This window comes from Serratia liquefaciens ATCC 27592 (assembly GCF_000422085.1).
In the GTDB taxonomy this organism is placed as follows: Bacteria; Pseudomonadota; Gammaproteobacteria; order Enterobacterales; family Enterobacteriaceae; genus Serratia; species Serratia liquefaciens.
Genome location: NC_021741.1, coordinates 4,143,563 through 4,155,518 on the forward strand (window position 1 = coordinate 4,143,563; position 11,956 = coordinate 4,155,518).

Consider the following 11,956-nt stretch of genomic DNA (forward strand, 5'->3'; position numbering starts at 1 on the left):
TACTCTATATGGATTTCAAGTTGCAGCCAGGCGGTAAGCGTGTTCATCCCCAGAGCTTACTTGGGGGGAGTACGTGAAGTCAGCAACGTTGCAGCTTGAAAGACGACGAGTTAATGCCTATACACCTACTGATTGTCGACGCCCTCAACCTCATCCGCCGCATTCACGCCGTGCAGGGGTCTCCCTGTGTCAACGCCTGCCAGCACGCCGTGCAACAGTTGATCCAGCACAGCCGCCCAACGCACGCGGTGGCGGTATTCGACGAGGACGATCGCAGCGAAAGCTGGCGTCATCAGATCCTGCCCGACTATAAGGCCGGACGTTCGCCGATGCCGGAGAATCTGCAGCAGGAAATGCCGCAGCTTCGCCAGGCGTTCGAGGCCCTCGGCGTCGCCTGTTGGCACTCGCCAGGCAATGAAGCGGACGATCTGGCGGCAACGCTGACGGCCAAAATCGCAGGCGGCGGCCATCAGGTCACTATTGTGTCCACCGACAAAGGTTACTGTCAGTTGTTGGCACCCAGCGTGCAAATCCGCGATTACTTTCAAAAGCGCTGGCTGGATATGCCGTTTGTGCAGCAGGAGTTTGGGGTATCACCACAGCAGTTGGCGGATTACTGGGGATTGGCGGGGATCAGTAGCAGCAAGATCCCTGGTGTAGCCGGCATCGGACCGAAAACGGCGGTGTTGCTGTTGCAGCAGGCAGGTTCGCTGGACGGGCTCTACCAGGCCCTGGAGCAGGTGCCGGAGAAATGGCGCGGTAAACTTCAACAACACCGCGACATGGCTTATATCAGTAAAAAGGTCGCCACCTTGCGCACCGACCTGACGTTAACCGGTAACCTGCAGCAACTGCGGTTACCGGCATAAACCAGGGCGCTGCAGAAAGCGCCCTCTCAATTAATCACGCTCGTCGCGACGACCAGCCACGGCAGACCACATACGGCGGACGTGCACGGTAACTTCTTCACGATCGTGGTACAGCTGCTTGGCATGGATTTGCGAGCTGATGCCCGCCGCATCCAGCGCTTCCCTGATCGACTGCAGGTTCTGCGAAACCTCTTCGTAGCGTTTTTTCATCGGCAACTTCAGGTTGAAGATCGCCTCGCGACACCAGCCTTTCACCAGCCATTGGATCATCAAGCTGGTCACCTTCGCAGGTTTTTCCACCATGTCACACACCAGCCAGTAAATCTTGCTGCTGGAAGGTTCATATCTGAACCCATCGGCGCGGTGATGGGTTACCTGTCCGGTATCCATCAGGCTTGGCGCCATCGGGCCATTGTCCACCGCGTGCACCATCATGCTGCGTTGCACCAGTTGGTAGGTCCAACCGCCCGGACAGGCCCCCAGATCGACCGCATGCATGCCGCTGGCCAAACGCTCGTCCCACTCATCGGCGGGGATAAACACGTGGAATGCCTCTTCCAGCTTCAGCGTAGAACGGCTTGGCGCGTCGGAAGGGAATTTAAGGCGCGGAATGCCCATATAGAACGGTGAGTTGTTGTTGCTGAAGGAGTAACCGACATAACAGCAACCCGGCGCGATAAAGAATACGTGCACCACCGGACGGGTTGCATTCTCACGGGCCATCAACACTTTCTGCTCACGCATCGCGGCGCGCAACGGCACCGTCAGTTTGCGGCAGAACTTCATCAGCTCTTTGCTTTCGTTGGTGTCCGGCACTTCTACTCGCAGCTCACCACCGCGATCCACCACGCCAATCAGCATGCCGACAATCGGTGATACGCGATCTTCCGGCGGCAAATCACGCAGCAGCTCGCCCACCACCAACATCTGGCGGGCAAAAATCAATTCACGGAACGGAATTTCCCGCGCCAGGCGATCGGCGTCGTCCGGCTGATAGCACTCAAAAAGCACGTAGCCGCTGTTGTCCTTCACTCTGGCGAAGCCAAACACTTCCAGCTCGGCAGCCTTGGCGGTAATTTCCGCCGCACACTCTTTTTCAAAACCCTGGCGGCAATACAACGCAATCTTATTCATGGCGCTCGGCCTTTTTCCTCAGACGCAAAGCGCCAATCAACATCAATACCCAACCGGCCAGGAAACACACGCCGCCAATCGGCGTGATATAGACCCAGACCTTCAGGTGCGACAGCGCCAGACAGTACAGGCTGCCGCTGAACAGTACGGTGCCGAGCGCCAATAACGCCCCGCTCCAGTAAAACCACAGGCTGACACGGCGTTGCATCGCCACTGCCAGTGCCAGGATCGTCAGGGTATGAAAGCCCTGATATTCCAGCCCGGTACGGATCCAGGCCATCTCGTTAGCGCCCAGCGTGCCACTTAATACGTGTGCGCCAAACGCGCCCAGAGCAACAAATACAAAACCGCTGATAGCAGCAAAAATCAGCATTGAACGACTGCTCATCGTTATTTACCTTTATTGAAGAAAACCGGCGGCGAAAAAACGGCGACCGGCCTTATTGTTCGTAGCGAAAGCGGAACTTTTCTTGCTCGCTGGCTGCCCGCGCCAGGATCCACTGACGAAAGGCGGCTATTTTACCCAGTTCTGCCTGGCTGTCATGACATACCAGATAAAAAGCATTTTTACTGACCAGAACGTCGTTGAACGGGCATACCAACCGCCCGGCTTCGATCTCGGTCTGCGCCATCACGTTATTCACCAGCGCAATCCCCTGCCCATGCACCGCAGCCTGAACCACCATGGCACTGTGGCTGAAAATCGGCCCCTGCTGCACATTAATGTGCTGCAACCCCAATTGGCGCGTGTAGGCCAGCCAATCGCGGCGTGAAGTATCATGCAGTAGCGTGTGATAAGCCAGATCGCTCGTCACTTTTAACGCATGTTCCCCGGTAAGCAAGCTAGGGGAGCACACCGGCAGCAGATATTCCGCGTATAAACGCTCGGCACGCAACCCGGTCCAATTGCCACGGCCATAGAAAATCGCCACGTCGACATCGTCGGCAAGCTTATCTTCTTCACGATCCACCGCCTGGATACGCACATCAATTCCCGGATAAGCTGAGTTAAAGCCAGACAAACGCGGCACCAGCCATTGAATGGCAAAACTCGGAGGCAAACTGACGGTTAATGCCCCCTTCGCGCTGCGCGCTTGCAGCTTGCGAGTCGCTTCGTTGATCGAGGAGAAGATCTCCTTGATATCCAGATAATAACTTTGCCCTTCTTCCGTCAGCAACAGCGAGCGGTTGCGGCGCCGAAACAGCTTCAGGCCGAGGAAGTCCTCCAGCGACTTGATCTGGTGGCTCACCGCGGCCTGGGTGACAAACAGTTCTTCAGCCGCTTTGGTAAAACTCAGATGACGGGCAGCCGCGTCAAATACCCGCAGTGCATTAAGAGGTGGTAAGCGTTTAGACATTTATTAGCTACTTTTGTGTAACAATATTCCGAGTGATTCGGCATAAAAAATCAGGCGGCGTGGTGTGCGGTGCAAAAGGCACAGAACAACAAAGCGCTACCATTAGTTTTTTTAATCCGAGCCATTATAAATTGTCCGTTGAGCATGCGCCAGCAAATACCTATAGTGGCGGCACTTCCCGGGCCGGAACGAAAAGGGAGTGGGTGTCGAGGACGCCGATGAACTTTTGGCTTGTGGTTGTGATGTTGTGTTTGCAAATTGTCTGGCAATCCAGACGTGGTAGCTAAGCTACTGTTTTTTCACTTCCTGTACATTTACCCTGTCTGTCCATAGTGATTTTATGCAGCACCGCAAGCTTTGCGGTGCTTTTTTTTGCCTGACGTTTACTGGTTGCTTTCAACCATTTCTTTCACGTCGGAGCGGTTGATCTGCTGCTCAACACCGTTGGCATCTTTATAGCTGATCATCCCGGTGTCATTGTCCACTTTTGGCTTGCCGTCAGCGACAATAGTGCGCCCATCATTGGTGTGCATCACGTAATTGCTGGAGCATGCTGCCAGGGTGAACGTAAGCATCAGAGCAGAGATAACTGCGGCTGTCTTCTTCATTGTGGACTCCTTGTAGTTTTAAATGCTGTAAAAAACCCTTTCTATTATTCAACGCCATTATTTAGCGCGTACTTATTAGCATAACAAACTTTCCCAAGATTGCCAGGCGATAAGTCCTAATGGTCGTGATAGCTTGTCTCCAGCCGTAAAATAAGACAGGATCAGTGATTGACTCCAGCAAGTGATAATCAGGGTATGACACCTTTTAATCCCATCGACTTCCGTAATCAGTTTCCTGCATTGCAGCAGGCGGGCATTTATCTCGACAGCGCCGCCACCGCATTAAAACCTCTGGCGGTCATCGCCGCTACGCAGCAGTTTTATCGTGACGATGCGGCAACGGTGCATCGTAGCCAGCATAGGGCCGCACAGGACCTGACCGCCCGTTTCGAGCAGGCGCGCCAACAGGTCGCGACTCTGATCAACGCCCCTTCAGCCGATGATATTATCTGGACCCGCGGCACCACCGAAGCCATCAACCTGATAGCGCAGAGCTATGCTCGCCCACTGCTGCAACCGGGTGACGAAATTCTGGTGAGCGAGGCCGAGCATCACGCCAATCTGATCCCCTGGTTGATGGTGGCAGAGCAAACCGGAGCTCGGGTGGTAAAACTGCCCCTTGGTGCAGATCGCCTGCCGGACCTGACATTGTTGCCTGGCCTGCTCAACGCCAAAACCCGTCTGCTGGCACTGGGGCAAATGTCCAACGTCACCGGCGGCTGCCCGGATCTGGCGTATGCCATCACTTTGGCCCACCGCGCCGGCGCACGCGTGATGATCGACGGCGCGCAAGGCATAGTGCACTGCCCTGCCGATGTTCAGCGGCTTGATATTGATTTCTACGCTTTCTCCGGCCACAAACTCTACGGCCCAACCGGCATAGGGGCGCTGTACGGCAAGAGCAAGTTATTGGCGCAAATGGCACCGTGGCAGGGCGGCGGCAAGATGCTGACCCAGGCATCGTTCGAGGGGTTCACGCCGCAAAAACCTCCTCACTGCTTTGAAGCTGGAACGCCCAATATCGCCGGCGTGTTGGGGTTAGCCGCCGCACTGGAGTGGCTTTCCAATCAGGACATGTTGGCTGCCGAACGCTACAGCCGTGGCCTGGCCGATAACGCCGAACAAAGGTTGGGGGGATTACCTGGCTTTCGCAGCTTCCGTTGCTCAGGCTCCAGCCTGCTGGCATTCGATATTGCCGGCATCCACCACAGCGACATCGTCACCCTGCTGGCAGAACAAGGCATCGCCGTACGTGCCGGCCAGCACTGCGCCCAACCGCTGATGGCGGCGCTCGGGGTCAGTGGGACGCTGCGCGCCTCCTTTGCACCTTATAACACCCAGGAAGATGTCGATGCTTTGGTCGCAGCCCTGATCAACGCCATCGATCTACTGGCCGACTAGACTGAATGAACACCGGAGACGCTATGCTTGCCCCTCATCCCTTTGGCCGTGAAATCACCGCCGAGGCGCTAATCGAAAAATTTACCGCGCTGAAACAGTGGGAAGATCGCTATCGCCAACTGATTATGTTGGCAAAGCAGCTGCCCCCGTTGCCGGAAGCATTACGTGCAGCGGAAATGGAATTGAGCGGCTGTGAAAACCGGGTCTGGCTGGGGCATCAGTTGCAGGCGGACGGGACGGTGCATTTTTATGGCGACAGCGAAGGTCGCATCGTACGAGGCCTGTTGGCGGTGCTGCTGACGGCGGTGGAAGGAAAAACGCCGCAACAAATCGCGGCGATGGACCCCTTGGGGTTGTTTGATCAGTTGGCGCTACGCGCCCAGCTCAGCGCCACCCGAGCCAGTGGACTGGAAGCGCTGGCTGCCGCAGTGAAAGCGATCGGCGCCCGCTACGCCTGACGCGCGGCTTTCGCTACCATCTTTTTCAGCGCGTGGGAAACGGCGACAAAGCCAAAGGTCGCGGTAACCATGGTTGCCGCACCGAATCCCGCACTGCAATCCATTCGTTTTGGCCCTTCTGCGGTGCTGCGCGACGCGCAAACGCTGCCATCCGGCTGCGGGTAAACCAGGGGTTCGCTGGAAAACACGCAGTCGATGCCCAGCTTGCCCTTGCTGTTCTTCACCACGTTGAAATCATTTTTCAGCCGCTCACGCAGCTTGGCCGCCAGCGGATCCTGTATGGTTTTCGCCAGATCGACCACCGCAATCTGGGTCGGGTCTATCTGTCCACCGGCACCGCCGGTGGTGACCACAGGTATTTTGTAGCGTCGACAATAAGCCAGCAGTGCTGCCTTCGGCCGCACGCTGTCAATCGCGTCAATGACGTAGCTGAAATTGTTATCGAGCAGCTCGGCAACGTTGTCCGCCGTAATGAAATCGTCAATGCAGGTCACCCGACACTCTGGGTTGATCGCCAGGATACGCTCCGCCATCACTTCTGTTTTTGACTGCCCGACATGTTGGCGCAGCGCATGAATTTGACGGTTGGTGTTGGTGACGCAGACATCGTCCATATCAATCAGCGTAATAGCGCCGATGCCGGTACGCGCCAGCGCTTCTGCCGCCCAGGAGCCCACGCCGCCGATGCCAATCACGCAAATGTGCGCCTGGGCAAACAGCGCCAACGCCTGCTGACCGTATAAACGTGCCGTGCCGCCAAAACGCTGCAGATAGGCTTCAGAATAGGCTGTGCTCATAACGCTTTTATTACCTTAACTTTGCAAATGATAAGGGCCGGAGGATCCGGCCCTTAAGATTATTGACAAAGGGGGATAAAAGCGTGGTTTTTCCCCCTTTGTGTTATCAGCCGAAAATCAATAAATTGATTTTCCTGATTATTTTCAAAATCTTTAGCGCCTGCAGACAAACATTATATGTTTGTCTGCAGTCGCAAGGGCCGGAGGATCCGGCCCTTGCGAGTCAATATCGGTATACCCGTCACCTTTCAAGCCACAGTCAGACGACCAGCCTGAAATTTATCGGGTAAAGCCTGATGCCGTTAACGGGTGACCAACAGCGAACCGCCGGAGGCGGAGCTGGTCTGGCTGGTAAACAGCGGCGCGTTTACGTTGGCGCCTTTGAGCACCCAAACGCGGCCATAGTGGTTGTAATAACCCGCCGAGTGACCGGCGTCAGCCCCGATGCCCTGGTACATATCGAAGTGCTGGCCTTTGATCGCCCCACCCACGTCCAGCGCCACCATCAGACGCATCTCATATTTTCCCGTGAATTTACCCTTGTTGTCCAGCAGTGGTACCTCCGCCAGCAGCGTGGTGCCCGCCGGGATCAGTGAACGGTCGGAGGCCACCGAGGCTTTGGCGATCAGCGGCACCGCACTGGCACCCCGTACCGGTGCAAAGGCCTCCGGACGGAAGAAGACAAAGGAAGGGTTTTGTTCCAGCAGCTCACGCACTTCTGCCGCGCTGTGGGTATCCGCCCACTGACGAATCGCCTGCATCGACATATCTGCCTTCGCCACTTCACCGCGATCGATCAGTACCTTGCCAATGCTGCGATAAGCATGGCCGTTCTTGCCGCCGTAGCCGAAGAACACCAGCGGTTGGCCGTTGCCGTAATCCACATAGCCACTGCCCTGGACTTCCATCATAAAGTTGTCCATCAGGGAGTTGGTGTACGCCACGATATAACGGTCATCCAACGCGCCTGAGTAAATACCCGCGCGATCGGGCAGGCGGCCTTTTCCTTTTGGCGGCATGCGGTACAGCGGATAACGGAACTCACCCTGTTGGGTATAGCGCGCCTGCACCACCGGCGTGTAGTAACCGGTAAACTGAACGTTGCCGTAGTTGTCTACGCCTTCCATCTGGTAAGCGCTGAGGCCGTACTGGTTCAGGTTGCGCGTATCGGCGCCGGAGGCCATCCAGTTCTGTACTGCCTGATAGGTAGTGTTGTTGCGATTAAAAAGTGAAGGAGAGGCGTATTTAATCTCCATCAGTTGATCTGAATAATCCTTGGCATTTACCGGTACCCCTTTCGCATTGGGTTGATTCACCAACTCCAGCGACTGATCCAGACGTCCATCCTTATATTGCTGTCCCCGATCGGTCGGCTTTGACGAACAGCCTGCCAGTATCGCTACCATTAACCCGCCCAGCAGGTATTTGCCCCAACGTCCTTTCATCGCGCACACTCTCAACTGATATGATCTACCGGCGAACGATAACAAACGCCCATAGATAAAGGAATCGCCGCCTATAAAAAAAGCCCTCGGCCGGATAATGATGAAAAAGAACGCAAGTTGCGGACTTATTCGACAGAAAGGCTGTTTTAGTTCAATAAAATGCAAAAAGGGTTGCAACAAAATGCACGGAGAGTATAGTGCGCTTCCATCGGACGCGGGGTGGAGCAGCCTGGTAGCTCGTCGGGCTCATAACCCGAAGGTCGTCGGTTCAAATCCGGCCTCCGCAACCAACCGATACTGCAAGAGCAGTATCAAGTAAGTGTTGGATTCGATGAAAAAAGTATTATACGGACGCGGGGTGGAGCAGCCTGGTAGCTCGTCGGGCTCATAACCCGAAGGTCGTCGGTTCAAATCCGGCCCCCGCAACCAACCGATACTGTACCAGCGGTATCTTATGAAAGTTGGTTTACGATAATACAAGCATTAAGACGGACGCGGGGTGGAGCAGCCTGGTAGCTCGTCGGGCTCATAACCCGAAGGTCGTCGGTTCAAATCCGGCCTCCGCAACCAATCTTAATGACCACAGATAAGCACCTTAACGGGTGTTTTTTTGTATCTGAAATCCACCAATCCCAATTTTTCTTCAGCGAACAACGCCCTCTCCATAACGTCAATGAAATCAAGTTAGCACACCCGATCAATCATAATGACTTTCACGTTTTTGCAGCCACATCCCCCCAATGGCTAACGCCGATACCACCGCTGGCACCGCCGCAAGCAGCAGCAGATCGGATGCCATCCAATGGCGGGCAATCAGTGCAGCCCCCAATAGAGGCCCGAGCATCGAAGCGCCCCGCCCTATACCCAGCCCCCAACCTAAACCGGTTGAACGCAAAAATGTCGGGTAACCGCCGGCAGCCAGTGCATTTACCCCCGGCATGCCGCCGACGACGAAAACGCCCGTAACAAAGACCGAGCTGAACAGTATCAGCAGATTTTTCGGCTCAAAACCTATCGCGGCTATTGAAAGGGCCGCAATTGAAAAGCCGGTGATAAGCACGCTGTAAGCCCCGAATTTATCAATCAGGCGACCCAGCGCCAGGGTGCCTAAAACCCCGCCAAACTGCAATGCTCCCGTGGCCAAATTGGCGATTTCCAGCGACAGACCCGCGTCCTTGATCAGGGTTGGCAGCCAATTTGCCAAAAAATAGAGATCGATAAGATTCATAAAATTCACCAGCCAAAGCAGCAAGGTGAACGCAGCACGGTTATCTCGAAAGAGATCAACCACCGTGGCTTTGGCGCGCTGCATGCCAATGTGGCTGTTGGAAAGATCGACGCTCATGGCCTGCTGCTCCGGAAACACTTTTCGCAAGGTTGAACGAATTGCCGCTTCTCCCTTTCCGCATCTCAACATCCATTGTGCCGACTCCGGCAGGTAGGCCCACATAGAAATCGCCAGGATAATCGGCAAAAGCCCCCCGAGAATAAAAATAGCCTGCCAGCCAACGAGCGGGATCAGCAAAGCCGCGGTAACGCCACCCAGCCCACCGCCGATCGCAAAAAAACAGGTTATCGCGGTGATATAGGTCGCTCGCTGGCGTAAGGGGCTGTATTCGACAACCAATGCAATACAGTTTGGCATCACGCCGCCTAAGGCTATACCGGCAAGGAAACGGAACGCCATCAGTTGGTTAACATTCTGGGCGAAGGCAGAACACAGGGTGAATACGCCAAAAATGAGCGTGGCAGAAATGATGGACGGCCTACGCCCAATGCGATCGGCTAGCCAGCCCAGAGCAAAGGCACCGATGGCAATGCCGGCCAATCCGGCGCTAAACACCGGGCCCAGCACCGCGGTTTCCAGCGACCAGGCATCCCGAATGGCCGGTGCGGCATAACCCATAGCCTGGATATCGAAACCATCACACAGAAGACAAAGCGCGCACATAGTCAGCAACAGCACTTGGCCGCGACGCGTCCCCGTGCTGTCTACCATTTCCTGAATGCTCTGCATTCCTTCGTTTGCGGACATTGACACGGGATATCCTTTTTTATGTGAATAAAATATATTTTTTAATAGAATATATTTTTTATCCCCTGTCAATGTGCAACACGGATTTTGCGCGCCGGTGTCTCAGAGTGTGAGCGAGTCGACGGACCAGGATCTGGAGCCTTAGCAGATGAGGAATGGTGAGTCACTCTTATTGCAGCCAACCATTGGCTTGAGGATTGCCGGTGAAGAGGCAACGAAATGGGTGCTGCCGATAGGATTTGCGAGCTTTTCGTCGCCAGTTTCAGGGACAATCAGGGATAGGAAGACTTGGCAAAACATTTGCCGCTGGGGCAAACTCCAGCTTGTTCAGGAATACAGTTATTGCGAAAGCGCAGCGGTCTGCAGATCCCCGCCGCCGCCCTCTAGCTGCGTGCAACCGCACCGCCGTTAGCAAAATACGCTTTGATACCTGCGAGAATAGACTCCGCCACCTGCTGCTGGAAATGGGTAGTACGCAGTTTGCGCTCTTCCTCTATGTTGCTGATAAACGCCGTTTCAACCAGGATAGAGGGGATATCCGGCGCCTTTAACACCGCAAAACCGGCCTGATCGACGCGATTCTTATGCAAACGGTTGATTTTGCCCATTCGGTTAAGCACTTCCTTGCCGAATTTCAGGCTGTCGTTGATGGTCGCGGTTTGTAGCAAATCAAACATGGTGTGATCCAAATAGCGATCGCCGCTTTTGCTGACGCCGCCGATTTGGTCCGATTCGTTTTGGGTCTGCGCCAGGAATTTTGCCGCCGAGCTGGTGGCCCCCTTGGTCGACAGCGCAAATACCGACGAACCGCGCGCGGCACGGTTGGTGAAGGCATCCGCATGGATCGACACAAACAGATCGGCGCGCTGCTTACGTGCCTTAGCCACCCTCACCTTAAGCGGAATGAAGACGTCCTCATTGCGCGTCATAAACACCTTCATGTTCGGCTCACGCTTGATTAAGGTGCTCAGGCGACGGGCAATCTGCAGTACGATATCTTTTTCACGCGTTTTGAATTTGCCAATCGCACCGGGGTCCTCACCACCGTGGCCGGGATCCAGCATGATGACAATAGGCCGATCGCGCCCTGCTTTACCGGCCTGCGGTGCTTCCGCCGGTAAAGTGCGCTCAAGATCGCCCTTGTTGTAATCTTCCAGTAACGCCAACAGTGGATCATATTCTTCGCCGCTGCCGCCCTTGCTCGGGTACAGATCCATCACCAGACGATTGCGGTATTCCGGCACCGGCGCCAATGTAAACATGTGGGGCGTGACGCTGCGTTTAAGCTCCAGCACCAGCCTGACGGTGTTTTGATCGAACTGGCCGACACGCGCCTGTTTCAGGTAAGGATCGTCGTCGCGTACCTGGCCGACAATGCCCTTAAGCACGCTGTTGAGCTGCACGCCCTCGATATCCACCACCACGCGATCGGGATTGGTCAACGCAAACTGTTTATATTTCAGTTCAACGTTAGATTCGAGCGTCACTCGGGTATAGGTAGACGAAGGCCAGACACGTACGGCGATGACGTGCGACGAAGCGGCGACGCCCACCCGACTCACACTCAGCAACCAGCTAGCGGCAACCCCCTGCAATAAACGACGGCGGCCCAGATTGTGATTTGAGTTTGGCATGCGACTCCGGCAGTGGTAACAGATTAAAACAGATGAAAAAAACACCAGTAAACGGGAATGCCGAAAACTTTAACCAATCATTCCGGCGCTGTCATCAGAAAATCTTTTTATGGTTTTTCAATTTATTAACGATTCAGAGCCCTTAGCAAAGAAATAGAGACAATTTCTCACTTGCCATCAGGCCAATAAAAGAATAAAAATACAAAAATACCGTATA

At 54.9% G+C, this 11,956-nt stretch carries 11 protein-coding genes and 3 tRNA genes; 6 read left to right on the forward strand and 8 right to left on the reverse strand.

Annotated features, from left to right (window positions below):
• Window positions 1-113: 113 nt before the first annotated feature.
• On the forward strand, window positions 114-869 hold the full coding sequence (gene xni / locus M495_RS19425) for a flap endonuclease Xni (RefSeq protein ID WP_020828378.1): 756 nt from the start codon (window positions 114-116) through the stop codon (window positions 867-869).
• A gap of 30 nt (window positions 870-899) precedes the next feature.
• On the opposite strand, the gene rlmM is transcribed toward xni, so the two are convergent.
• The 4 genes from rlmM to M495_RS19445 form a co-directional block, all read right to left on the reverse strand.
• Entirely contained in the window at window positions 900-2,003 is a 1,104-nt protein-coding gene (gene rlmM / locus M495_RS19430; protein WP_020828379.1) for a 23S rRNA (cytidine(2498)-2'-O)-methyltransferase RlmM, read from the reverse strand.
• On the reverse strand, window positions 1,996-2,391 hold the full coding sequence (locus M495_RS19435; RefSeq protein WP_020828380.1) for a DUF423 domain-containing protein: 396 nt from the start codon (window positions 2,389-2,391) through the stop codon (window positions 1,996-1,998). Before M495_RS19435 ends, rlmM begins: the two co-directional genes overlap by 8 nt.
• 52 nt (window positions 2,392-2,443) lie before the next feature.
• Entirely contained in the window at window positions 2,444-3,361 is a 918-nt protein-coding gene (locus M495_RS19440; protein WP_020828381.1) for a transcriptional regulator GcvA, read from the reverse strand.
• Window positions 3,362-3,744: 383 nt separating this feature from the next.
• Complete coding sequence (locus M495_RS19445; RefSeq protein WP_004952250.1) at window positions 3,745-3,969, reverse strand: YgdI/YgdR family lipoprotein; 225 nt, start codon at window positions 3,967-3,969, stop codon at window positions 3,745-3,747.
• 195 nt (window positions 3,970-4,164) lie between these two features.
• On the opposite strand from M495_RS19445, the gene csdA reads away from it, so the two are divergent.
• The gene (gene csdA, locus M495_RS19450) at window positions 4,165-5,370 is read left to right on the forward strand and encodes a cysteine desulfurase CsdA (RefSeq protein ID WP_020828382.1); all 1,206 of its coding nucleotides are present in this window, start codon (window positions 4,165-4,167) and stop codon (window positions 5,368-5,370) included.
• Window positions 5,371-5,393: 23 nt separating this feature from the next.
• The gene (gene csdE / locus M495_RS19455; RefSeq protein WP_020828383.1) at window positions 5,394-5,828 is read left to right on the forward strand and encodes a cysteine desulfurase sulfur acceptor subunit CsdE; all 435 of its coding nucleotides are present in this window, start codon (window positions 5,394-5,396) and stop codon (window positions 5,826-5,828) included.
• Here the strand turns inward: csdE and tcdA are convergent.
• Both tcdA and mltA read right to left on the reverse strand, forming a co-directional pair.
• Window positions 5,819-6,625, reverse strand: coding sequence for a tRNA cyclic N6-threonylcarbamoyladenosine(37) synthase TcdA (tcdA, locus tag M495_RS19460; RefSeq protein ID WP_020828384.1), 807 nt, complete (start codon window positions 6,623-6,625; stop codon window positions 5,819-5,821). The genes csdE and tcdA overlap by 10 nt on opposite strands.
• Before the next feature lie 302 nt (window positions 6,626-6,927).
• Window positions 6,928-8,070, reverse strand: a complete 1,143-nt coding sequence (mltA, locus tag M495_RS19465) for a murein transglycosylase A (RefSeq protein ID WP_020828385.1) — start codon at window positions 8,068-8,070, stop codon at window positions 6,928-6,930.
• A gap of 213 nt (window positions 8,071-8,283) precedes the next feature.
• Between mltA and M495_RS19470 the strand changes: the two genes are divergently transcribed.
• From M495_RS19470 to M495_RS19480, 3 genes are all read left to right on the forward strand, one after another.
• Window positions 8,284-8,360 (forward strand) — tRNA-Met (locus M495_RS19470).
• A 62-nt stretch (window positions 8,361-8,422) separates the two neighbouring features.
• A tRNA-Met gene (locus tag M495_RS19475) sits at window positions 8,423-8,499 on the forward strand.
• 64 nt (window positions 8,500-8,563) lie between these two features.
• A tRNA-Met gene (locus M495_RS19480) sits at window positions 8,564-8,640 on the forward strand.
• A gap of 127 nt (window positions 8,641-8,767) precedes the next feature.
• Here the strand turns inward: M495_RS19480 and M495_RS19485 are convergent.
• Both M495_RS19485 and amiC read right to left on the reverse strand, forming a co-directional pair.
• Complete coding sequence (locus M495_RS19485) at window positions 8,768-10,177, reverse strand: MFS transporter (protein ID WP_144079319.1); 1,410 nt, start codon at window positions 10,175-10,177, stop codon at window positions 8,768-8,770.
• 311 nt (window positions 10,178-10,488) lie between these two features.
• Complete coding sequence (gene amiC / locus M495_RS19490) at window positions 10,489-11,739, reverse strand: N-acetylmuramoyl-L-alanine amidase AmiC (RefSeq protein WP_041414899.1); 1,251 nt, start codon at window positions 11,737-11,739, stop codon at window positions 10,489-10,491.
• Window positions 11,740-11,956 lie beyond the last annotated feature (217 nt).